The organism is Mesorhizobium sp. P2_A8 (genome assembly GCF_056404935.1).
Genome location: NZ_JBFUDB010000001.1, coordinates 524,505 through 546,814, shown reverse-complemented (window position 1 = coordinate 546,814; position 22,310 = coordinate 524,505). Strand labels below are relative to the sequence as shown.

General features: G+C 63.7%; 18 protein-coding genes. 5 read left to right on the top strand and 13 right to left on the bottom strand.

Annotated features, from left to right (window positions below; all coding sequences use genetic code 11):
- The first annotated feature begins 52 nt into the window (after positions 1–52).
- Positions 53–730 carry a winged helix-turn-helix domain-containing protein gene (locus AC1D10_RS02670; protein ID WP_477268783.1) on the top strand — a complete coding sequence of 226 codons (678 nt, stop codon included), beginning with the start codon at positions 53–55 and terminating at the stop codon, positions 728–730.
- A complete protein-coding gene (locus AC1D10_RS02665) occupies positions 727–2,097 on the top strand; it encodes a HAMP domain-containing sensor histidine kinase (protein WP_477268782.1) in 1,371 nt (456 codons plus the stop codon). The genes AC1D10_RS02670 and AC1D10_RS02665 overlap by 4 nt, the downstream gene beginning before the upstream one ends.
- 57 nt (positions 2,098–2,154) lie before the next feature.
- Here AC1D10_RS02665 and AC1D10_RS02660 read toward each other — a convergent pair whose 3' ends face one another.
- Positions 2,155–2,583, bottom strand: a complete 429-nt coding sequence (locus AC1D10_RS02660) for an Lrp/AsnC family transcriptional regulator (protein ID WP_477268781.1) — start codon at positions 2,581–2,583, stop codon at positions 2,155–2,157.
- A 123-nt stretch (positions 2,584–2,706) separates the two neighbouring features.
- On the opposite strand from AC1D10_RS02660, the gene AC1D10_RS02655 reads away from it, so the two are divergent.
- Complete coding sequence (locus AC1D10_RS02655) at positions 2,707–3,810, top strand: saccharopine dehydrogenase family protein (RefSeq protein ID WP_477268780.1); 1,104 nt, start codon at positions 2,707–2,709, stop codon at positions 3,808–3,810.
- Positions 3,811–4,040: 230 nt separating this feature from the next.
- Here AC1D10_RS02655 and lpdA read toward each other — a convergent pair whose 3' ends face one another.
- The 4 genes from lpdA to AC1D10_RS02635 all read right to left on the bottom strand — a co-directional run bounded on the left by lpdA (position 4,041) and on the right by AC1D10_RS02635 (position 9,263).
- Positions 4,041–5,432, bottom strand: a complete 1,392-nt coding sequence (gene lpdA, locus AC1D10_RS02650) for a dihydrolipoyl dehydrogenase (RefSeq protein WP_477268779.1) — start codon at positions 5,430–5,432, stop codon at positions 4,041–4,043.
- Positions 5,433–5,690: 258 nt separating this feature from the next.
- Complete coding sequence (locus tag AC1D10_RS02645) at positions 5,691–7,013, bottom strand: dihydrolipoamide acetyltransferase family protein (RefSeq protein ID WP_477268778.1); 1,323 nt, start codon at positions 7,011–7,013, stop codon at positions 5,691–5,693.
- A gap of 1 nt (position 7,014) precedes the next feature.
- Positions 7,015–8,028 carry an alpha-ketoacid dehydrogenase subunit beta gene (locus tag AC1D10_RS02640; RefSeq protein ID WP_477268777.1) on the bottom strand — a complete coding sequence of 338 codons (1,014 nt, stop codon included), beginning with the start codon at positions 8,026–8,028 and terminating at the stop codon, positions 7,015–7,017.
- Between the two features lie 2 nt (positions 8,029–8,030).
- The gene (locus AC1D10_RS02635) at positions 8,031–9,263 is read right to left on the bottom strand and encodes a thiamine pyrophosphate-dependent enzyme (RefSeq protein WP_477268776.1); all 1,233 of its coding nucleotides are present in this window, start codon (positions 9,261–9,263) and stop codon (positions 8,031–8,033) included.
- A gap of 355 nt (positions 9,264–9,618) precedes the next feature.
- Between AC1D10_RS02635 and holA the strand changes: the two genes are divergently transcribed.
- Entirely contained in the window at positions 9,619–10,662 is a 1,044-nt protein-coding gene (gene holA / locus AC1D10_RS02630) for a DNA polymerase III subunit delta (protein WP_477268775.1), read from the top strand.
- A gap of 225 nt (positions 10,663–10,887) precedes the next feature.
- Here holA and AC1D10_RS02625 read toward each other — a convergent pair whose 3' ends face one another.
- The 5 genes from AC1D10_RS02625 to mnmE form a co-directional block, all read right to left on the bottom strand.
- Positions 10,888–11,775 (bottom strand): ParB/RepB/Spo0J family partition protein, encoded by an 888-nt coding sequence (locus tag AC1D10_RS02625; protein WP_477268774.1) that lies wholly within the window; start codon positions 11,773–11,775, stop codon positions 10,888–10,890.
- A gap of 69 nt (positions 11,776–11,844) precedes the next feature.
- Positions 11,845–12,645, bottom strand: a complete 801-nt coding sequence (locus AC1D10_RS02620) for a ParA family protein (protein ID WP_184873318.1) — start codon at positions 12,643–12,645, stop codon at positions 11,845–11,847.
- Positions 12,646–12,688: 43 nt separating this feature from the next.
- Positions 12,689–13,321, bottom strand: coding sequence for a 16S rRNA (guanine(527)-N(7))-methyltransferase RsmG (rsmG, locus tag AC1D10_RS02615; RefSeq protein WP_477268773.1), 633 nt, complete (start codon positions 13,319–13,321; stop codon positions 12,689–12,691).
- A complete protein-coding gene (gene mnmG / locus AC1D10_RS02610) occupies positions 13,318–15,201 on the bottom strand; it encodes a tRNA uridine-5-carboxymethylaminomethyl(34) synthesis enzyme MnmG (RefSeq protein ID WP_477268772.1) in 1,884 nt (627 codons plus the stop codon). Before mnmG ends, rsmG begins: the two co-directional genes overlap by 4 nt.
- A gap of 355 nt (positions 15,202–15,556) precedes the next feature.
- The gene (gene mnmE, locus AC1D10_RS02605; protein WP_477268771.1) at positions 15,557–16,888 is read right to left on the bottom strand and encodes a tRNA uridine-5-carboxymethylaminomethyl(34) synthesis GTPase MnmE; all 1,332 of its coding nucleotides are present in this window, start codon (positions 16,886–16,888) and stop codon (positions 15,557–15,559) included.
- A gap of 59 nt (positions 16,889–16,947) precedes the next feature.
- Between mnmE and AC1D10_RS02600 the strand changes: the two genes are divergently transcribed.
- Complete coding sequence (locus AC1D10_RS02600) at positions 16,948–18,966, top strand: thioredoxin domain-containing protein (RefSeq protein ID WP_477268770.1); 2,019 nt, start codon at positions 16,948–16,950, stop codon at positions 18,964–18,966.
- 283 nt (positions 18,967–19,249) lie between these two features.
- Here AC1D10_RS02600 and rho read toward each other — a convergent pair whose 3' ends face one another.
- The 3 genes from rho to hemE form a co-directional block, all read right to left on the bottom strand.
- Positions 19,250–20,515 carry a transcription termination factor Rho gene (gene rho, locus AC1D10_RS02595; RefSeq protein ID WP_109663581.1) on the bottom strand — a complete coding sequence of 422 codons (1,266 nt, stop codon included), beginning with the start codon at positions 20,513–20,515 and terminating at the stop codon, positions 19,250–19,252.
- Between the two features lie 175 nt (positions 20,516–20,690).
- Positions 20,691–21,236 (bottom strand): protoporphyrinogen oxidase HemJ, encoded by a 546-nt coding sequence (gene hemJ / locus AC1D10_RS02590; RefSeq protein ID WP_477268769.1) that lies wholly within the window; start codon positions 21,234–21,236, stop codon positions 20,691–20,693.
- On the bottom strand, positions 21,236–22,267 hold the full coding sequence (hemE, locus tag AC1D10_RS02585) for a uroporphyrinogen decarboxylase (protein ID WP_477268768.1): 1,032 nt from the start codon (positions 22,265–22,267) through the stop codon (positions 21,236–21,238). Before hemE ends, hemJ begins: the two co-directional genes overlap by 1 nt.
- Between the last annotated feature and the right edge of the window lie 43 nt (positions 22,268–22,310).

The window sequence follows — 22,310 nt, the reverse complement described above, 5'->3', positions numbered from 1 at the left end:
ACTCATGCCGGTGCTAGCCTGTCGCCGATCTCGGCAACGGACCGGAACTGCCATGCGACTTCTTCTTGTCGAGGACGACCACAGGACGGCCGACTACATCGTCAGGGGATTGACCGAGGCCGGCCATGTCTGTGACTTGCTGCGCAACGGCCACGACGCGCTGTTCGCGGCGGCCAGCGGCAGCTATGACGTGATCATCGCCGATCGCATGATCCCGGGCCTCGACGGCCTGTCGATGGTCAAGGCGATCCGCGCAGCCGGCGTGCGGACGCCGGCGATCTTTCTCACTTCCGTCGGCGGTGTCGATGACCGCGTCGAAGGACTCGAGGCCGGCGGCGACGACTACCTGGTCAAGCCCTTCGCCTTTTCCGAGCTTCTCGCCCGCATCAACGCGCTTGGCCGGCGGCCCGCCGCGCAGGAGCAGAAGACAGTTCTGCGGGTTGCCGATCTCGAGATGGACCTGATCATGCGGCGCGTCACGCGGCAGGGCCAGACGATCGACCTGCAGCCGCGGGAGTTCAGCCTGCTGGAGGTGCTGATGCGCGGCGAAGGCCGCGTCATCACCCGCACCATGCTTCTGGAGCGGGTCTGGGATTTTCATTTCGATCCCAGGACCAGCGTCGTCGAAACCCATATCAGCCGGCTGCGCACCAAGATCGACAAGCCGTTCGAAACCCAGCTCATCCACACGGTCCGCAACACCGGCTACAGCCTGCACGCACCCTCATGACCGGAACATGGACCCGCCTGCTGCGCAGCACGCCGTTCCGGCTCGCTCTGACCTTCGCCTTCCTGTTCATGCTGGCCTTCGTGCTGTCGGGCGCAATCGTCTACCAGATGATGAGCGCCGATCTTGCCGAGCGGCTCGACGACACCATCAAGGAGACCTACGCCGTCGTTGCCGCGACCTATGCCGACAATGATCTCAAGGAGCTGGTGGAGACCATCGAAAGCCACTCCATGCGCAGCCCCAGGAAGGAACAGCTGTTTTCGCTGACTGACGCGGCCGGCAATCGCCTGGCCGGCAATTTCATCGCGGCAGGGCTTCCCGACGGTTTCTCGATGTTCAACGCCGAAATGCCCGGCGTGCCCCCGGGTGCCGAATATCGGGCCTATTCCGGCTCGATCGGCGGCAACAATCTGACGGTCGCCTTCAGCCTCGACGAGACGGAGGAACTGGAAACGATCATGCTGATGAGTTTCGGCTGGGCAACGCTGATCATCACCGGGCTGGCGGTCGCCGGCGGCGCCCTGCTCGCCTCGCGCGTCCAGAGCCGACTCGACGGCATCGCCGCCACCATGGTCGATGTCTCGCATGGCCGGCTGGACACCCGTATTCCGCTGACCGGCAAGGGCGACGATATCGACATCGTCTCCAGCCAGGTCAATGCAGCGCTCGACCGCCTGTCGGCGCTGGTCGAAGGCATGAAACAGGTCAGCACCAACATCGCCCACGATCTGAAGACGCCGCTCAACCGTCTGCAGATGATCCTCGACTCCGCTTCGGAAAAGAACCTGTCGGGCAAAACGATCTCCGGCGACCTGGCGGAGGCGCATGCCGAGAGCCTGCAGATCAACGAGACCTTCGACGCCCTGCTGCGCATCGCGCAGATCGAGGCCGGCGCGCGCAGGGCGCGGTTCACCGACGTCGATCTCGGCGAGATCCTGGAGACCATCGCCGAGATCTACACCGACGTTGCCGAGGATGACGGCAAGTCGCTGTCGTCGTCGCAACTGCATGAAAAGACGGAGCGGATCCACGGCGATCGCGAGTTGCTGACGCAGATGTTCGCCAATCTGGTCGAGAATGCGCTGCGCCATTGCCCGCCCGGCACGACGATCAAGCTGTCGGTGACGCGCCAGGGCGAACGCGTTGTCGCCAGCGTTGCCGACAACGGGCCCGGCATTCCCGCCGACGAGCGCGAGAAGGTGTTTCAGCGGCTCTATCGGCTCGACCACAGCCGGTCGACGCCGGGTAGCGGCCTCGGCCTCAGCCTTGTCAGGGCCATCGCCGATCTGCACGGTGCATCCATTGCCCTTGACGATTGTCGGCCGGGCCTCGCCGTGGTGGTGAGCTTTCCCCTGGTGATGGATTAGCCGGCGAAATGCCTGGTGCCGGCGGCGCTGGTTCAGCTTGGGTCGTCAGAAGTCCGCTTAGCGGTCGATGCGTGTCGACAGGATGATCGACGACAAGGTTCGCTCGACCCCGTCCATGGCGCCGATCTGGTCGAGCAGCATGTCGAGGTCCCGGATCGACGGCGCGTCGACGATGACGATCATATCGAAATTGCCGCTGACCGAATGCAGCGTCCTGACCGGCGCCAGCGCCTGCAGGCCGCGCACCACCTTGTCGGCGAGCTTGGGCGTCACGGTGAGCAGCACATGCGCCCGCACCAGCCCCTGTTCGTAGTCCGGCGCCAACCTGACACCGTAGCCGGTGATGATGCCGCGCTGCTCCAGCCGTTCGATCCGGCTCTGCACCGTCGTGCGCGAGACACCGAGCTTGCGCGCAAGTTCGGCGGTCGAGGCGCGCGCATTGTCGCGCAGCAGGGAGAGCAGGGCCTGTTCGGCGTCACTGAGCATTTCGACGGTTTCCGTCGGCAGATTGCACAATCAGAGTTTCGTTTCGAACAATTCCACGCTTCCTTTCGACGGGCAAGCTGCGATTCTATCCATCAAGTTCAGCTTTTGGGTGAGGGACGTCTCATGAAGAAAATTGTTGTTGTCGGCGCCGGCAAGATCGGCTCGACCATTGCGGAGATGCTCGCCGCCACCGGTGACTACCACGTTACCCTAGTCGACCGCTCGGCGGCACAACTCACTGCAGCCGAGCTGCCGGCCACGGTTGCCACGCTGGAACTCGACATCGAAGCCGCGGGCACGCTCGAAGCGGCCCTGGCCGGCAAGTTCGCGGTGCTCAGCGCCGCCCCCTTCCACCTGACCACGCGCATCGCCGAAGCGGCGGCAAGTGCCGGCGTGCACTATCTCGACCTCACCGAGGATGTCGTCAGCACCAGGCGGGTCAAGGAACTGGCGCGTTCGGGCAAAGGCGCCTTCATCCCGCAATGCGGCCTGGCGCCGGGTTTCATCTCGATCGTCGCCAATGATCTGGCCAGCCGCTTCGATTCGCTGGAAAGCGTGCGCATGCGCGTCGGCGCCCTGCCGCAATACCCGTCCAATGCGCTGAACTACAATCTGACCTGGAGCACCGACGGCGTCATCAACGAATATTGCGAGCCTTGCGAGGCGATCGTCGAGGGCGAGCTGATCGAAGTGCCACCGCTCGAGGAGCGAGAGGAATTCTCGCTCGACGGCGTTACCTACGAAGCGTTCAACACCTCAGGCGGGTTGGGCACTTTGGCCGAAACGCTGAAGGGCAAGGTGCGCACGCTGAACTACCGCACCATCCGCTATCCCGGTCACGCGGCGATCATGAAGGCGCTGCTCAACGACCTTGGCCTGCGCCACCGCCGCGACGTGCTGAAGGACATCTTCGAGAGCGCCCTGCCGGCGACGCTGCAGGACGTGGTCATCGTCTTCGTCACCGTCTCGGGCCGCAAGAACGGCCGCCTGCTGCAGGAGACCTACGCCAACAAGATCTACTCAAAGCGGGTAGGTGACGTCGTGCGCAGCGCCATCCAGATCACCACCGCCTCCGGCATCTGCGCCGTGCTCGACATGCTTGCCGACGGGACTTTGCCCGCGACCGGCTTCGTCAAGCAGGAAGACATCGCACTCGACGCCTTCCTCGCCAACCGCTTCGGCCGCGCCTATGCGCAGCACGAGATGGTGAGCCGGCTCGCGAGCTGAGGCGCCGCCTTCCCTTCTCCCCTTGTGGGGGTGAGAAGCGGTTCGCGCAGCGAACGAAAAGCCAATTGCTTGGCTTTTCGAGCTTCGAACGCCCTGAGCCTGCGAAGGGCCGGGGAATGAATGGCCAACCGCCCGCCGGGTCCCCGCTGCTTCGCAGCGTCCCGGCGTTCGCCGGCCTTTCATCGTGCCACTGGCACGATGAATTCGCTTCGCGAACCGGCTGCTCACCCTCAAATATGCAGCGCGTGCCCCAGCGCCTTGAGCGCCGCTTCCTGGAACCCTTCGCCTTGCGTCGGATGGGCATGGATGGTGCCTGCGATATCCTCCAGCCTTGCGCCCATCTCCAACGCCAGCCCAAAAGCCGCCGACAGTTCCGACACGCCTTGCCCGACCGCCTGGATGCCGAGCACCAGATGATTGTCCGCGCGTGCCACCACGCGGACGAAACCATCCTCGCCGAGCTTCGTCATCGCCCGGCCGTTGGCGGCAAACGGGAACATGCCGATCTTGATTTCGCCGCCCAACGCCTTCGCCTCCTCCGGCGACAGGCCAGCCGTCACCAGCTCCGGATCGGTGAAGCACACCGCGGGAATGGAGCGCTTGTCCCAGCTGCGTTTGTGGCCGGCGATGATCTCGGCGACCATTTCGCCTTGCGCCATCGCCCGATGCGCCAGCATCGGCTCGCCGGTGACGTCGCCGATGGCGAAGATGCCGCGCATCGAGGTCCGGCACTGATCGTCGATGCGGATGAACTTTCCCGCCATGTCGAGGTCGATCTGCTCGAGCCCCCAGCCTTCGGTCACCGGCTTGCGGCCGACCGTCACCAGAATCCTGTCGGCGGCGATTTTGGCACTCTTGCCATCAGATGTCTCGACCAGCAGCGCGTCGCCCTTGGTCCCCTTGGCCTTGGCACCCAGCATCACCTCGATGCCGAGGGCGGCGAGCCGCTTGACGACGGGCCGCGTCAGCTCCGCATCATACTGCGCCAGCACGCGCGGCAAGGCCTCGACCACGGTCACTTCAGCCCCCATCTTGGCAAAGGCTATGCCGAGTTCGAGGCAGATATAGCCGCCACCGACCACGGCGAGCTTCTTCGGCACTTCGTTCAGCGCCAGTGCGTCGGTGGATGAAATCACCGGGCCGCCGAACGGCAGGAACGGCAGTTCGACCGGCGCCGAGCCGGTGGCGATGACGATCGTTTCGGCCCGGATCACCTGCACGCCGGTCTCGGTCTCGACCGCGACTGTCTTGCCGTCGCGAAACGCCGCCCAGCCATGCACCGTCTTGACCCCGGCCTTCTTGAGCAGGCCGGCGACACCGCTGTTGAGCCGGCTGACGATACCGTCCTTCCAGGCGACGGTCCTGCCGAGATCGAGCACGGGTGCAGTCACCGAGATGCCGAGCGGGCTGTTGCCGCCAGCCATATGCGAGACCTTCTCGAATTCCTCCGCCGCATGGATCAGCGCCTTGGAGGGGATGCAGCCGACATTGAGGCAGGTGCCGCCCGGCTTGCCGGCTTCGACGATCACCGTATCGACGCCGAGCTGGCCGGCACGGATGGCGCAGATATAGCCGCCGGGGCCAGCGCCGATGACGAGCAGCTTGCAGGAGATTTCTTTCATGTCAGCTGTCCTTTCGGCGATGGCCAATGCGCGCGGTCCCTTCTCCCTTTGTGGGAGAAGGTGGATCGGCGCGCAGCGCCGAGACGGATGCGGGATGTTGGACGGAGTGCCGTTGTCGCCAAGCTGGAGCACCCCTCATCCGCCGCCTTCGGCGACATCTTCTCCCACAGGGGGAGAAGGGGGAGCCAGCGTTCCGTCGCCGCCGACTTCCAACGATCCTTCTCATGCTTCGGGACGTTCGGGATGAGGCCCATGGAATCAATCCACAAAGATCAGCGCTGGCGTTTCCAGCAGCGCCTTGATGCGCTGGATGAAGACCGCGGCGTCCCAGCCGTCGATCACCCGGTGGTCGAAGCTGGAGGACAGGTTCATCATCTTGCGCGGGATGAACTGGGTGCCGTCCCACACCGGCCGCACCATCATCTTGTTGACGCCGATGATTGCCACTTCCGGATGGTTGATGACAGGCGTCGTCGCCACCCCGCCCATGGCGCCGAGCGAGGTGATGGTGATCGTCGAGCCGGACAGCTCGTCGCGTGTCGCGGTGCCGGACTTGGCAGCCTCGGCAAGCCTGATGACCTCGGCACCGCACTCCCAGATGTCGCGCGCCTCGGCATGCTTGACCACCGGCACCACCAGCCCCGACGGCGTCTGCGCGGCAATGCCGATATGGATGCCGCCATGCTGGTGGATGATGCCGGCCTCGTCGTCGAACAGCGAGTTGAGATTGGGTTGGTCGGCGATAGCCTTGACCATCGCCCGCATCAGGAATGGCAGCAGCGTCAGCTTCGGCCGCTCCGCCTTGCCCGCGCGCTTTTCCTTGTTAAGCGCGGCGCGCAGATCCTCCAGCGCGGTGACATCGATCTCCTCGACATAGGTGATGTGCGGGATGCGCGATTTGGACAGCGTCATCTTCTCGGCGATCTTGCGCCGCAACCCAACCACCTTGATGTCCTGGATGGCGTCGTTGCGGGCGAGGCCGGATGTCCTGGCGATCTGCGGACCACGCGCCAGGAAGGCCTCGATGTCCTCATGACCGATGCGGCCGGCCGGTCCGCTTCCCGAAACTTGCCGCAGATCGATGCCGGCCTCTTTTGCCCGCAGGCGGACCGCAGGCGATGCCAGCGGCTTTTCACCTTCCGGACGCGGCGCGCCGGAAACGGAAGGCTGCTGCGCGCTTTTCGAGACGGCCGGTGCAGGTTTCACGTCCGTCCCGCCTGCCTTTGGCGGCGTCTTCGCGGTTGGCGCGGCGGCCTCGGGCTTCGGCGTCGGCAGCTTCGCCGGTGGCTCGGCGGCCACCGCTGCCACGTCGCCGCCTTGCGGCTTCACATTGCCCTCGCCCGCCACTTTCAGGCGCACGATGGGCGAGCCGATCGCCACCGTGTCGCCGATCTCGGCGCCGAGCCACAGGATTTCGCCATCGACGGGCGACGGGATTTCAACCGTCGCCTTGTCGGTCATGACGGCGGCGAGCACCGTGTCCTCGCGCACGATGTCACCGATCTTGACGTGCCATTCGACGAGCTCGGCCTCGGCGACGCCTTCGCCGACATCGGGCAGCTTGATGATGTGTTCGCCCATCTCAGGCTCCCATGGTTTCGAGCAGCGCCCGGCCGACACGGGCCGGGCCGGGGAAATAGTCCCATTCCTGCGCATGCGGATAGGGCGTGTCCCAGCCGGCGACCCGCGCCACCGGCGCTTCCAGATGGTAGAAGCAGTTCTCCTGCACCAGCGCCGACAGCTCGGCGCCGAAGCCTGAGGTCAGCGTCGCCTCATGCACGATGACACAGCGCCCGGTCTTCGTGACCGAAGCGACGATGGTGTCGAGATCGAGCGGCAAAAGGGTCCTGAGATCGATGATCTCGGCGTCGATGCCGGTCTCCTCGACGGCGGCCTGCGCGACATAGACCATGGTGCCGTAGGCCAGCACCGTTACCGCCGAGCCCGCCCGGCGGATCGCCGCCTTGCCGAGCGGCACCGTGTAGTGGCCGTCGGCGACTTCGCCGAGCTCGTGCTTCGACCAGGGCGTCACCGGCCGGTCGTGGTGGCCGTCGAACGGACCGTTGTAGAGCCGCTTCGGTTCGAGGAAGATCACCGGATCGGGATCCTCGATCGCCGCGATCAGCAGCCCCTTGGCGTCATGCGGGTTGGACGGCACCACGGTCTTCAGCCCCGACACATGGGTGAACAGTGCTTCCGGGCTCTGGCTGTGGGTCTGGCCGCCGAAAATGCCGCCGCCGGTCGGCATCCGCACCACGATCGGACAGGTGAAATCGCCGTTCGAGCGGTAGCGCAGCCGCGCCGCTTCTTGGGTCAGCTGGTCATAGGCCGGATACATGTAGTCGGCAAACTGAATCTCCACGCACGGCTTCAGCCCGTAGGCGGCCATGCCGATGGCCGAGCCGACAATGCCGGATTCGTTGATCGGCGCGTCGAAGCAGCGGCTCTTGCCGTATTTGGCCTGCAGGCCCTGCGTGCAGCGGAAGACGCCGCCGAAGAAGCCGACATCCTCGCCGAACACGACGACGCGTTCGTCGCGCGCCATCGACACATCCATGGCGTCGCGAATGGCCTCGATCATGGTCCGTCTTGGCATGGTCAGACCCCCGCCTGCTGGCGCTGGCGCCGCAGATGCGGCGGCATCTCGGCATAGAGCCCTTCGAACATGTCGCGGGTCGACGGCTTGCCGCCGGCATGCAGCGTGCCGTGGCTTTCGGCTTCCTTCTGCGCCGTGATCACCGTGTCGAGGATTTCCGCCTCGGCCTGAGCGTGCCGCTCGTCCGACCAGACCCCGAGCCCTATCAGATGGTTCTTCAGCCGCACGATCGGATCGCCGAGCGGCCAGGCGTCGGATTCGGTCTTTGGCCGGTAGGCCGAGGGGTCATCCGAACTCGAATGCGCGCCGGCGCGATAGGTGACATATTCGACCAGGGTCGGCCCGAGATTGCTGCGCGCGCGCTCCGCCGCCCATTTGGCCACCGAATGGACGGCGAGATAATCATTGCCGTCGACGCGCAGTGACGGGATGCCGAAACCGAGGCCTCGGGCCGCGAAGGTGCCCGAGCCGCCACGGGCGATGCCCTGGAATGTCGAGATCGCCCACTGGTTGTTGACGACATTGAGCACGACGGGCGCCTTGTAGGTGGAGGCGAACACCAGCGCCGAATGGAAATCGGATTCGGCGGTCGAGCCATCGCCGATCCAGGCGGCGGCGATCTTCGAATCGTTCGAGATCGCCGAGGCCATCGCCCAGCCGACCGCCTGGATGTACTGCGTCGCCAGATTGCCGGAGATCGAGAAGAAGCCGTGTTCCTTCGACGAATACATGATCGGCAATTGGCGACCCTTCAGCGGGTCGGCCTCGTTGGAATAGATCTGGTTCATCATCGTGACCATCGGATAGCCGTCGGCGATGAGCAGCCCTGCCTGGCGATAGGTCGGGAAATTCATGTCGCCTGGCGCCAGCGCCTTGCGGAAGGCGCAGGCCACGGCCTCTTCGCCCAGATGCTGCATGTAGAAGGAGGTCTTGCCCTGGCGCTGCGCCATCTGCATGCGGGCATCGAATGTCCTCAGCGTCATCATGTGGCGCAGGCCAGCCAGAAGCTCGTCGCTGGAGAGCAGGCCGGCCCAGGGACCGACGGCTTCGCCATTGCGGTTCAGCACCCGGATGATCGAGAAGGCGAGATCGCGGATCGTGCGCGGATCGACATCGATGTCGGGGCGCGGCACTGAGCCGGCCTTCGGGATGGGCACGTTGGAAAAGTCAGGCGTTCCGCCCGGCCGCACTTCCGGTTCCGGAACGTGAAAACGCAACATCCCAGCATCGGCCATGACCTTTGTCCTCCAATGTTGCCTGGCGCTGATATTTGCATATCTGCGCCGCCAGACCAGTGCGATTCGTCGGGCAAACCTTCGGGCGTCGGTCCCGGCCGCGCCGGCCGATGCAGCCTCCCCCCACAAAATGAAGATATGTCCGCGAAATTTCTTGTCGATCTTGGGCAGGGACGCGCAATTTGGCGCAAGATAGCGCCGCGTTTTCCGGAAGATAAGGTGATTGGGGGCGGATTGCGGCGACTTGTGCTGTGGTCGAACCTGCCAATCTCCCCCCGTGTGAGGGAGATCGCGCGCGCCGCGGTTTCGCTCGAACTCCGTTCACCCGGCGCTCGCGCTGTGCTAACCACCCTCCATGGCACAGAAGAAAGCTTTCGAGGTCGATTCCTGGCTGGCCCGACCGGACCAGCGCATCTCGATCGTCCTGCTCTATGGTCCCGACCGAGGCCTCGTCACCGAGCGCGCAAAAGCCTTTGCCGGGAAGACCGGCCTGCCGCTCGACGATCCGTTCTCGGTGGTCAGGCTGGACGGCTCGGAGGTCGACCGCGACGAGGGCCGGCTGCTCGACGAGGCACGCACCGTGCCGATGTTTTCCGACCGGCGGCTGCTCTGGGTGCGCAACGCCAGCGGCCAGAAGGCGTTGGCCGACGACGTCAAGGCACTCACGGCCGAGCCCCCGCGTGACGCCATCATCCTGATCGAGGCCGGCGATCTCAAGAAGGGCGTCGGCCTGCGTGCCATCGTCGAAGCGGCTGACAACGCCATGGCGCTGCCATGCTATGCCGACGAGGCCCGCGACATCGATACGGTCATCGACGGAGAACTGCAGAAAGCGGGCATGTCGATGACCATGGAAGCCAGGCAGGCCCTGCGCCGCAATCTCGGCGGCGACCGGCTGGCGTCGCGTGGCGAGATCGAAAAGCTCATTCTCTACGCCCACGGCCAGACGGAAATCGGCCTGGAAGAGGTCCGGGCGATGTCAGGCGACGTGTCCGGCGCTTCTTTCGATGACGCGGTCGACGCGCTTCTCGAAGGCAAGGTCGGTGACTTCGACACCGCTTTCACCCGCCATTGCCAGTCCGGCGGCCAGCCCTTCCTGGTGCTGTCCTCGGCGATGCGGCAGTTGCAAAGCATCCAGGCCATGCGCGGCCAGATGGATTCTGCTGGCCGCAACGCGGCTTCGGTGGTTGCCGCCGCCCGCCCGCCGGTGTTTTTCTCGCGGCGCAAGCTGGTCGAGAAAGCGCTGGAGCGCTGGAGCAGCGAAGCCCTCGGCCGCGCGCTGACCCGGCTGCAGACCGCGGTACTGCAGACGCGGCGGCGGCCGGATCTGTCGGTTGCGCTGGCACGCCAGGCGCTGCTCGGCATTGTGGTGGAGAGCAGCCGGCTTGCGCAGAGGTAGGGTTCTTCCCTTCTCCCCCTTGTGGGAGAGGGTGGATCGGCGCGCAGCGCCGAGACGGTTGAGGGGTGTTGGACGGAATGAGGCGCAGGTGTTTTCTGGAACACCCCTCATCCGTCGCTTCGGCGACACCTTCTCCCACAAGGGGAGAAGGGAAGGGAGGACGGCGCGAGGCCTCAAGTCTGACTGGCCAAGCAAGCTTTCAAGTCAGAGCACTTCGTCGGCTAACTACCGCTCCTGCTTCAGCCGTCGACACAGCTCGTCGAGCTGCTCCAGCGACCGATACGCGACACGAAGTTCACCGCCCTTGGCCTTGTGATCGATCGACACGATCATACCGATGGTGTTGGTCATCAGCCTTTCCAGCGCTAGCGTATCGGTATCCTTTTCCGGCGTACTTTGCGCTTGCTTCGGCTTGGCTGGGGTAGGGCCGGCCGGCATCTGCGCCAGCGCCTCGGCCTGGCGCACCGAAAGCCCTTCCTTGACGATGCGCTTGGCAAGGCCGGCCGGATCCTCCGCCGTCACCAGCGTACGGGCATGGCCCGCCGACAGCGCGCCATCGACCAGCATATCGCGGATCACATCCGGCAGCTTCAGCAGCCGCAGCGTGTTGGCGACATGGCTGCGGCTCTTGCCGATCACCTGGCCGAGGTCGGCCTGGGTGTAGCCGTGATCGTCGATCAGTTGCTGATAGCCAAGCGCTTCCTCGACCGCATTGAGGTCGGTGCGCTGGACGTTCTCGATGATCGCCAGTTCGAGCGCGGTGCGGTCGTTGACCTCGCGGACGATGACCGGGATCTCGGTCAGCCCGGCGCGCTGCGCCGCTCGCCAGCGCCGCTCGCCGGCGATGATCTCGTAGCGGCCAGCCAGCGTCGGCGAAGGCCGCGCCACCACCGGCTGCACCACGCCATGCTCGCGGATGGACTGGGCAAGATCGGTCAGCTCGGCCTCGCCGAAATGCCGGCGCGGATTTTTCGGATTAGGGGTCAGGAACTCGATCGGCACCTTGCCGTCGCCGCTCATACCAGGTTTTTCGGGTGCGGCCGGACGATCGATCTCACCGATCAGCGCCGCCAGCCCACGGCCCAGTCTTTTTCTCGAAAGGTCTTCGCTCATAACACTTCCAGTTGGCTATTCCAGATCGTTTCGGTATCGAATCGGCTATTAATTATGCATGTCAGCTAATCAAGCGGCGCGCAATTTGCGCTCGCGGCGGATCACTTCCGACGCCAACTGCAGATAGGCCTGGCTGCCCGAGCATTTGAGATCGTAGAGGATCGCCGGCTTGCCGTAGGATGGCGCCTCGGACACTCGCACATTGCGCGGAATGATGGTCTCGTAGACCTTGTCGCCCATATGCGCGCGCACGTCCTGCACCACCTGGTTGGCGAGATTGTTGCGGCCGTCATACATGGTCAGCACGATGCCCTGGATGGTCAGGTCCGGATTGATCGAACGGCGCACCTGCTCGACGGTTTCGAGCAACTGGCTGAGGCCTTCGAGAGCGAAGAACTCGCATTGCAGCGGCACCAGCACCGAATCGGCGGCAGCCATCGAATTCAACGTCAGCAGGTTGAGCGACGGCGGGCAATCGATCAGCACATAGCCGAAGCCGGCCGAGCGTTCGGCCGAGGCGCGCAAGGCGTTGCGCAGCCGCAGCACCCGGTCCGGCGCCGAGGCGATCTCCATCTCGATGCCGAGCAGATCGAGCGTCGACGGCACGATCGATAGGCCAGGCACAGCCGTCGGGATCGCGGCGGCTTCGAGATCCAGTTCGCCGGTCAGCACGTCGTAGGACGAGACCGTCCGATCCTTGCGATCGATGCCGAGGCCGGTGCTCGCATTGCCTTGCGGATCTAGGTCGACGATCAGCACCTTTTCACCGATTGCCGCCAGCGCGGTAGCCAGATTGATGGCGGTGGTCGTCTTGCCGACGCCGCCCTTCTGGTTGGCTACGGTGATGATTCGGGGGCCATTCTTCATCATGGGTCTATGCCAGGCATTCATCTCGTGGATCGCCAAACGCAAGTCAAACGGGTCGCACGTTCGACAGTTCAAGGATGACCCCATGCGGGTCGGTCACACTTGGATGTTCTACCAGATCGAAGGCCCATCGGTGAACGCTTTCTTGCACTTCCGCGCGGTAATCCCGGCCTTTGTGGAACAGGCCGCGCGCGCCTGACTTCAGCCATGGCGCCGACAGATCCAGCAAGGTCGAAAGCGTGGCCAAAGCGCGCGCCGTGACGATTTGTGGCGTCGAAACAAGCGCATGGCTGTCTTCGATGCGGCGCGCCACCACCCGCGCCGGCAGGCTGAACTGACCGATGACGGTCTGCAGGAACGACGCCTTTTTGCGATTGCTTTCAACCAGGTCGATGCTGGCGCCCTCGCGCTCGGCAAGCAGGAAGGCCATGACAAGTCCGGGAAATCCGCCACCCGAGCCTATGTCGACCCAGCGTATGGCCGTGGGCTCGATGCGCCCGAGTTGCGCGCTGTCCAATATGTGACGCTGCCAGACATCACCGGACGTCGAGTGCGCAACCAGATTGATGCTGCGATTCCATTTCTGGAACATCTGCTCGAACGCCACCAGTCGATCGAATGTTTCACGTGAAACCGGGCCTGCCGCGTCCTGCAGGCTCTCCCATGAAAAAGAACTCACGCAACATCCCTTTGGTCAGTTCGTTGCGCACTCTCGGCATGGCGGACATGCGCGACGATGATCGCCAGCGCCGCCGGCGTCATGCCTTCCATGCGTTGGGCATCGGCGATCGAACGCGGCCGCCGCGCCTGCATCTTCTGCTTGAGCTCGTTGGAGAGGCCCGGCACGCCGGCAAAATCGACCGTCTCGGGGATCAGTCGGCTTTCCTCAAGCCGGATCTGCGCCACATCCGTCTTCTGACGATCGAGATAGACCGAATATTTCGCTTCCGTTTCGAGCCGCTCCGCCGTCTTGGCGTCGATGTCCCCAAATCTTGGCTCGACACGAGCCAGCCAGGCGACATCGACACCGGGATAGGCCAGCAACTCATAGCCGGAGCGGCGCACGCCATCCCGGTTGATCTCCAGCCCATGCCGCGCCGCTTCGTTGGGGGTCAAGCTCAGCGACACCGCCAACTGGCGCGCTTCGTCGAGCTGCCGCATCATGTCGCCATAGCGCTGCATCCGCTGCGCCGAAGCGATCCCGAGCTTCCCCGCCAAAGGCGTCAGCCGCTCATCCGCATTGTCGGCGCGCAGCGACAACCGGAATTCGGCCCGCGAGGTAAACATCCGGTAGGGCTCGGCAATGCCGCGGCTGGTCAGATCGTCGACCATGACACCGATATAGGCTTCAGTGCGGCTGAGCACGATTTGCTCGTCCCCCGCCGAACGCCGCGCGGCGTTCAAGCCGGCGAGCAGGCCCTGCCCGGCCGCCTCTTCATATCCGGTGGTGCCGTTGATCTGCCCGGCGAGGAAGAGACCGCCAACCCGTTTCGTCTCAAGCGTCTGATGCAATTCGCGCGGATCGACATGATCATATTCAATGGCATAGCCCGGCTGCAGCATGACGGCGCGCTCAAGCCCGGGGATGGTTTTGAGAATCTCGAGCTGCACATCCTGCGGCAGCGAGGTGGAGATCCCGTTGGGATAGACCGTATCGTCGTCGAGCCCTTCCGGCTCGAGAAAAATCTGGTGCCCGTCCCTGTCACCGAACTTGACGATCTTGTCCTCGATCGATGGGCAATAACGAGGCCCGACGCCCTCGATCGAACCGGAATACATGGCCGACCGGCTGAGATTGGCGCGGATCAGATCATGCGTCGCCGTTGTTGTGCGCGTGATGCCGCACTCGATTTGTGGTGTGGTGATGCGATCGGTCATCAGCGAGAACGGCACCGGATCCTCATCCGCCGCCTGGCTTTCCAGCGACGCCCAATCGATGGTTTTCCCATCCAGCCTTGGCGGCGTGCCCGTCTTCAGCCTGCCGAGCTTGAAGCCGGCACGGTCCATTGTTGCCGACAGGCCGAGGCTGGCCTGCTCGTTCATGCGGCCGGCGACGATCTTCTTGTCACCGATGTGGATGAGCCCGCGCAGGAATGTCCCGGTCGTCAGAACCACGGCGCCGCAGGCCAGCCGCCTGCCGTCGGCCAGGAGAACAGCGGCGATCTGCCCGTCGTCGATTTCGAAGTCGAGCACTTCGCCCTCGACCACGGCGAGATCGTTCTGGAGCCGAATCGCTTCTTGCATGGCAAGGCGATAGAGCTTTCGGTCAGCCTGCGTGCGCGGGCCGCGCACCGCCGGCCCCTTGCGGCGGTTGAGCAGGCGGAACTGGATGCCCGCGGCGTCCGCCACCCGGCCCATCAACCCGTCCATGGCATCGATCTCACGAACCAGATGGCCTTTGCCGAGCCCGCCGATGGCCGGATTGCACGACATCACGCCGATCGTGTCGAAGCGCAGCGTCACCAGGGCGGTTCTAGCACCGGCGCGTGCGGCTGCACTGGCCGCCTCGCAACCAGCGTGGCCGCCGCCCACCACAACCACATCAAAGTGATCGGTCATTTCCAAACGTCCTGGACTCAAAAGATTGAGCGACACATGTCCCCGCAAGGCGATGCTGTCAAGAAAACTCCGCGAGTCGTTTCACGTGAAACAGGTAGCGAGGCCTTGCAGCCATGTTCCACCTGATCAGCGCAAGGGGGATCCATTAGTGGTCAGCGTGTCCGCACCTGCCTGCCGGCATCCTCTACCCATATAGTGGAGGGGAGACGGGCACTGCGCGGCAGGCGACAGTCCGCACCACCATGCGCGAAGAAATGCCCGACAGGGCATTGTGGGGCGGCGCCAGCATCTGCCACTACGTTTCACGTGAGTCATCCCGCCCATCTCTGAACGGGCTGTGATTGTTTCACGTGAGTCATTTCCCAATGCAGAACTGCGCGAAGATGACGTCCAGCATGTCCTCGACATCGATGGCTCCGACGATCCGGCCGAGCCGATCTGCCGCGAGGCGCAGCTCCTCTGCGCGCAGTTCCTGCCCGATAGCCCGGTCGTCAACGGCTCGGCGCAGATGGCGGTTTGCTTCGCCGAGCAATTCGACATGGCGCAGGCGTGACGGAAGAATATCGCCGGTGCTGCCGGCAGCGCTCGCGGCGCGCTGGCCGATTTCCGCCAGCAATGTCTCCACACCCGTCCCGTCCACAACCGAGATGGTGTGATCGTAGCGCTTGCCCACATCGCGAACCGCCTGCCTGTCCAACAGGTCGAGCTTGGTGCCGACGCGCAAAGCTGGTATCCCCGCCGGCATCGAACCAACAGTCTTTGGATCCGCAACGTCCTGTAACGACAGCAAGAGGTCGGCGCGATCGGCCTTGGCCCTTGCCTTCTCGATGCCGATCGCCTCGACCTTCCCGGCCGCATCGCGCAGTCCGGCAGTGTCGGTCAGGCGGACGCGCAGCCCATCGAGATCCAGCACCACCTCGAGCAGGTCACGGGTGGTGCCGGGCTCATCCGTTACAATAGCAGCATCGCGCCGCGCCAAGGCGTTGAACAGACTCGACTTGCCGGCATTGGGCGCGCCGAGAATGACGACCTCAAACCCATCGCGGATGATCTCGGCGGCGCGAAATCCGGCCATGTGCTGGTCGATCTCACCGATCATAGCCCGAACGTCAGACCAGACCGTATCCGAAACGGAACCTGGCACATCGTCCTCGTCGGCAAAATCGATCTCGGCCTCGATCATGGCTCGGGCATGGATCAGCTGGCGGCGCCAACCGAGATAGAGTTCGCTCTGCACGCCTTCAGCATTCTGGACCGCAAAGCGCCGCTGCGCCTCGGTCTCGGCATTGACGAGATCCGCCAACGCCTCGGTCTCCACCAGATCGAACTTGCCGTTGAGGAAGGCGCGGCGCGTGAATTCACCGGGTTCGGCATGCCTGATACCGTCGATACGTGTGATCGTCTCCAGCATCCTTGCCACCACGGCGCGGCCGCCATGAACGTGGAATTCCGCCACATCCTCACCCGTAAAACTTGCGGGACCAGGAAAAAAGACCGCCAGACCGTTGTCGAGCACGGTGCCATCGGGTGCTCGGAACTTGCGCAGAACCGCCGCCCGGTCCTTAACCATGCCGCCGGCAATCGTTTCGACTGCGAATCGAGTCTGGGGGCCGGAAATTCGGATGACGGCAACGCCAGCCGGCAGGCGGCCGCTCGACAATGCAACGATCGAATCCCTTGAAATCATTTGCCCGCTCTGTTGAACCGCCCTAGCTTCCCGTTCAATGATTGCCGGGTAGCCTGATCGTGACGTTGCCACCACAAAACCTGCTTGCTGAAGAAGCCAGCCCCTATCTGCAGCAGCACAGCGGCAATCCCGTCCATTGGCGGGCCTGGTCGCCGGCTTCGCTTAAAGAGGCGAAGGCTCTGGACCGACCGATCCTGCTCTCGGTCGGCTATGCCGCCTGCCACTGGTGCCATGTCATGGCGCACGAAAGCTTCGAGAACGACGACGTCGCCGCCGTCATGAACCGTCTGTTCGTCAATATCAAGGTCGACCGCGAGGAGCGGCCCGACATCGACCAGATCTACATGGCGGCTTTGTCGTCGATGGGCGAGCAAGGCGGCTGGCCGCTGACCATGTTCCTGACGCCGGACGGCAAGCCGTTCTGGGGTGGCACCTACTTCCCACGCGAGCCTCGCTATGGCCGCCCGGGTTTCATCCAGGTGATGCAGGCGATCGACAAGGCGTGGCAGGAGAAGCGGGCGAGCCTGAACCAGAGCGCCGACGGCCTGACCACGCATGTCGAGGCGCGGCTCGCCGGTGCGCATCCGGCAACAGTGCTTGACCGCGACACGCTGGAAAACCTCGCCAGGGGCATCGACGGCATGATCGATCGCGATCTCGGCGGCCTGCGCGGGGCGCCGAAATTCCCCAATGCGCCGTTCATGCTGACGCTTTGGCTGTCCTGGCTGCGCGACGGCAACGCGACGCATCGCGACGATGTCCTGCTCAGCCTCGACCGGATGTTGAGCGGCGGCATCTACGACCATATTGGCGGCGGGCTCAGCCGCTACTCGACGGATGCCGAATGGCTGGTGCCGCATTTCGAGAAGATGCTCTACGACAACGCCCAGCTCGTCCGCTTCTGCAACTGGGCCTATGTCGCCAGCGGCGATGAGTTGTTCCGGGTACGAATCGAAGAGACGGTCGACTGGCTGCTACGCGAAATGCGTGTTGACGGCGGCGGCTTTGCCGCCAGCCTCGACGCCGACAGCGATGGCGAGGAGGGGCTGTTCTACACCTGGAGCAGGGAAGAGATCGAAGCCGCGCTCGGCGACGATTCCACCTTGTTTTTCAAACACTTCACGCTATCCAGCCCGCACGGCTGGGAGGGCAAGCCGGTCGTCCATCAAACCCGTTTCCAGCAAGCACAGGGTGTGGTCAATCGCGACCAACTCGTTCCGCTCAAGGCCAAACTCCTCGCCGTCCGGGAAAAGCGGGTCAGGCCCGGCCTCGACGCAAAGACCCTCACCGACTGGAACGGCCTGATGATTGCAGCCCTGGCCGAGGCTGGCCGGTCGCTGGCGCGGCGGGACTGGGTCGACGCCGCGGCAAAGGCCTTCGCCCATATCAGCGCCGCCAGCCGCGACAACCGTTTGCCGCATTCGATGCTCGGCGCCAGGAAATTGTTCCCCGCGCTGTCCAGCGACTACGCCGCCATGACCAACGCGGCGATCTCGCTATTCGAGGCCACGGGTGATTGGAGCTACGCAGAACAGGCCAGCCAGTTCATCGAGCAGCTCGACCATTGGCACGCGGGCGCCGATAAGACCGGCTACTATCTGACCGCTTCGGACAGCACCGACGTGCCGATCCGCATTCGGGGCGATGTTGACGAGGCCATTCCTTCCGCCACCGGCCAGATCATCGAAGCGCTGGTTCGGCTCGCTTCCATCACTGGCGATCTCGATCTGCAGGAGAGAGCCTGGAAGGTTGCCGAGCATGCTGCAGGCCGGGCCGCACAGCAGTCCTATGGCCAAGCTGGCATCGTCAACGCCTGCGCGCTGGCAATCGAGCCGTTTAAGCTGGTGCTGATAGACGATCTCACCAATCCCGGACTTGTTCCGGTTGCGAATCGAAACCCCGACCCTCGTCGGGTCGATATCGTCGTTTCGGTCGGTTCGGAAGCGAATCGACCCGTGCTGCCCGGCGGTATCTTGCCACCAACCGACAGGCCGGGTGCATGGTTGTGCACGGGGCAGGTGTGTTTGCCGGTGGTAATGGGTCCTGACGAACTCGAGCGTCTGTTGCGTCGGCGGTAGTCAGGCTGCCTCTGGCCGCTTCGCTTTGCTTCAAAGCGCTGGCGCTGCACTCACCTGCCTGCCGGCATCCTGTCCCCGCAAACGGGGCGAGGGACGCTGTCATCAATATTCGCACGAAAGGTGCCGGCGTTGCGGCCAGCCTCTTTCTCCCCGTCCCTATACGGGGAGTTGAGAAGTGGTCCGCGTCGCGGACGAAAAGCCAACTGCTTGGCTTTTTCAAACGACGAACGCCAGGCAGGGCAATGAGCGGCGGCGCCGGCTTTCGCGAGGTCGCCGCCAACCCTTACGTATTCATTGAATCGAAGAAGTCGGCATTGGTCTTGGTCTGCTTGAGCTTGTCGATCAGGAACTCGATCGCGTCGGTGGTTCCCATCGGCGCCAGGATGCGGCGCAGCACGAAGATCTTCTGCAGGTCCTGGCGGGCGACCAGCAGGTCTTCCTTGCGGGTGCCGGACTTCAGGATGTCCATGGCCGGATAGATGCGCTTGTCGGCAACCTTGCGGTCGAGCACGATTTCCGAATTGCCGGTGCCCTTGAACTCTTCGAAGATGACTTCGTCCATGCGGCTTCCGGTATCGATCAGCGCGGTGGCGATGATGGTCAGCGACCCGCCTTCCTCAATGTTGCGGGCGGCGCCGAAGAAGCGCTTCGGCCGCTGCAAGGCGTTGGCGTCGACACCGCCGGTCAGCACCTTGCCAGATGACGGCACCACGGTGTTGTAGGCACGGCCGAGGCGGGTGATCGAATCGAGCAGGATAACGACGTCGCGGCCATGTTCGACCAGCCGCTTGGCCTTCTCGATGACCATTTCGGCGACCTGGACGTGGCGCACCGCCGGTTCGTCGAAGGTCGAGGAAACGACCTCGCCCTTCACCGAGCGCTGCATGTCGGTGACTTCTTCCGGCCGCTCGTCGATCAGAAGTACGATCAGGTAGCATTCGGGATGATTGGTGGTGATCGAATGGGCGATGTTCTGCAAGAGCACCGTCTTGCCGGTGCGCGGCTGCGCCACGATCAAGGCGCGCTGGCCCTTGCCGAGGGGCGCCACGAGGTCGATGACGCGGGCCGAGATGTCCTTGGAGGTCGGAACCTCCATTTCCATCTTCAGCCGCGAGGTCGGGTAGAGCGGTGTCAGATTGTCGAAGTGGATCTTGTGACGGATCTTTTCGGGATCGTCGAAATTGATCGTGTTGACCTTGAGCAGCGCGAAATAGCGCTCGCCCTCTTTCGGGCTGCGGATCGGCCCTTCGACCGTATCCCCGGTCTTCAGCGAAAAGCGCCTGATCTGCGACGGCGAAATATAGATGTCGTCGGGACCTGGCAGATAATTGGCGTTGGCCGAACGCAGGAAGCCAAAACCGTCCTGCAGCACCTCGACCACACCGTCGCCGATGATCTCGACGTCCTGGGCGGCCAGCTTCTTCAGGATCGCGAACATCAGCTCCTGCTTGCGCATGACGCTGGCGTTTTCGACCTCGAGCGATTCGGCATAAGCGATCAGCTCTGGCGGTTTTTTGTTCTTGAACTCGGCGAGTTTCATTTCTTGCATAGACGGACCTTGAATAGATGGAGTCTGGGTAAGCTTTGGGAAAATATCGGCGGGATGCGACAAATGCCGGGCGCGGCCGAAAGCAACGAAGGGCGGCGCATGACGGGAAGGAAGACCCGTCTTTTATCGTCGGTCGGATGAAAGAGCAAGCTGCGTTTTACAAGGCCCAAAAGACCTAGAACGGCTTGACGACAACCAGGATCACGATTGCGATCATCAGCAATGTGGGGATCTCGTTGACGATCCGCCAGTGCCTCGCCGGTTTTTCGTTGCGGTCCTCGGCAAATTTGCGCACCGCGCCGGCGAGATAGCCATGAACGGCGGACAGTAAAAGCACCGCCCCGATCTTGGCATGCAGCCAGCCGCCCTGGAAACCAAAGCCTTTCCAGGCCAGCCACAGACCAAAAACCCAGGTCACGATCATCGCCGGATTGATGATGCCACGCAGCAGACGCCGCTCCATCACCTTGAAGGTCTCGGACTGTACCGAACCCTTCTCGGCATCGGCGTGATAGACGAGCAACCGCGGCAGATAGAGCATGCCGGCCATCCACGAGATGACGGCAAGGATGTGGATCGCTTTCGCCCATGGATAAAAGCCGTCGGGCGCGGCGAAATACAAAAGCGCCGTCAGCACAATCAAGACACCTATGCCTATGGTCATGCGCATCATCGCCTGGCCGGTGCTGTTCGTGTTGCCAGTGTTGTTCGATTGAGCCATCAGCGTGTCGCGCTCCTCACCAGTTTCACCATCGCCTCGACATGGGCTATCGGCGTCTCCGGCGTGATGCCGTGACCGAGATTGAAGATCAGCGGCCCGTCTCCGAGCGCCCCGAGGATCGCCTCGACACCATCGGACAGCGCTTTGCCGCCAGCCACGAGCCGCAAGGGATCGAGGTTGCCCTGGACCGCACCCAAGCGCTGCAAATCCTTCGCCGCTATCAGGGGCACCGTCCAGTCGATCCCCAGGGCCGTTACGCCGGTCTTCTGGCGATAAGTTCGGTAGCGCGCACCGGCCCCCTTCGGAAAACCGATGATCGGAACATCGGGATAAACCGCCCGAACCCGGCCAACGATCTCGGCCACCGGCTGAACGCAGAACAGATCGAACGATGCATCATCGAGCACGCCGGACCAGGAATCGAATATCTGCACCACATCCGCCCCCGCCTCGATCTGGCGAATGAGATAGGCGGCCGAATGATCGGCAAGCACTTTCAGCAAGTGTTGAAAGGCCGCTGGTTCACGATAGGCGAACAGCCGCGCCGGCGCCTGGTCGGGCGTGCCGTGGCCGGCGATCATATAGGTCGCCACCGTCCACGGCGCGCCGCAGAAGCCGATCAGCGTCGTCTCGTCCGGCAGTTTGGCTCGCAATCGCCGAACCGTTTCGTAGACCGGTTCGAGATTCACGTGAAACGTTTTGCTTTCCAGAGCCGCAATCTCGGCCACGGTGATCGGCGTCAGCAGAGGTCCTCGGCCCTCTTCGAAGCGTACGTCGCGGCCAAGCGCATGCGGAACGACGAGGATGTCCGAAAACAGGATCGAGGCATCGAAGCCGAAGCGCTCGATCGGCTGCAGCGTCACTTCGACGGCAAGGTCCGGATCGTAGCAAAGCTCGAGGAACGAACCGGCGCGCCTGCGTGTCTCACGATATTCCGGCAGGTAGCGCCCGGCCTGACGCATCATCCAGAGCGGAGGAGGGAACACCGCCTTGCCCTTCAGGACGTCCAGCATGATCCGGTTCTGGGGCATCGAGCGCTCGCTTCTCCAAGCCTCTCTATAATCAAATATTCTT

What these genes read in the sequence shown, in the direction of transcription:
- rho (WP_109663581.1), bottom strand. Translation starts at nt 20,515, where the DNA reads ATGCAAGAAATGAAACTCGCCGAGTTCAAGAACAAAAAACCGCCAGAG.
- AC1D10_RS02665 (WP_477268782.1), top strand. Translation starts at nt 727, where the DNA reads ATGACCGGAACATGGACCCGCCTGCTGCGCAGCACGCCGTTCCGGCTC.
- AC1D10_RS02645 (WP_477268778.1), bottom strand. Translation starts at nt 7,013, where the DNA reads ATGGGCGAACACATCATCAAGCTGCCCGATGTCGGCGAAGGCGTCGCC.
- AC1D10_RS02670 (WP_477268783.1), top strand. Translation starts at nt 53, where the DNA reads ATGCGACTTCTTCTTGTCGAGGACGACCACAGGACGGCCGACTACATC.
- mnmG (WP_477268772.1), bottom strand. Translation starts at nt 15,201, where the DNA reads ATGACCGATCACTTTGATGTGGTTGTGGTGGGCGGCGGCCACGCTGGT.
- AC1D10_RS02655 (WP_477268780.1), top strand. Translation starts at nt 2,707, where the DNA reads ATGAAGAAAATTGTTGTTGTCGGCGCCGGCAAGATCGGCTCGACCATT.
- hemE (WP_477268768.1), bottom strand. Translation starts at nt 22,267, where the DNA reads ATGCCCCAGAACCGGATCATGCTGGACGTCCTGAAGGGCAAGGCGGTG.
- AC1D10_RS02660 (WP_477268781.1), bottom strand. Translation starts at nt 2,583, where the DNA reads ATGCTCAGTGACGCCGAACAGGCCCTGCTCTCCCTGCTGCGCGACAAT.
- AC1D10_RS02635 (WP_477268776.1), bottom strand. Translation starts at nt 9,263, where the DNA reads ATGGCCGATGCTGGGATGTTGCGTTTTCACGTTCCGGAACCGGAAGTG.
- hemJ (WP_477268769.1), bottom strand. Translation starts at nt 21,236, where the DNA reads ATGGCTCAATCGAACAACACTGGCAACACGAACAGCACCGGCCAGGCG.
- AC1D10_RS02625 (WP_477268774.1), bottom strand. Translation starts at nt 11,775, where the DNA reads ATGAGCGAAGACCTTTCGAGAAAAAGACTGGGCCGTGGGCTGGCGGCG.
- holA (WP_477268775.1), top strand. Translation starts at nt 9,619, where the DNA reads ATGGCACAGAAGAAAGCTTTCGAGGTCGATTCCTGGCTGGCCCGACCG.
- AC1D10_RS02640 (WP_477268777.1), bottom strand. Translation starts at nt 8,028, where the DNA reads ATGCCAAGACGGACCATGATCGAGGCCATTCGCGACGCCATGGATGTG.
- AC1D10_RS02620 (WP_184873318.1), bottom strand. Translation starts at nt 12,645, where the DNA reads ATGATGAAGAATGGCCCCCGAATCATCACCGTAGCCAACCAGAAGGGC.
- lpdA (WP_477268779.1), bottom strand. Translation starts at nt 5,432, where the DNA reads ATGAAAGAAATCTCCTGCAAGCTGCTCGTCATCGGCGCTGGCCCCGGC.
- mnmE (WP_477268771.1), bottom strand. Translation starts at nt 16,888, where the DNA reads ATGATTTCAAGGGATTCGATCGTTGCATTGTCGAGCGGCCGCCTGCCG.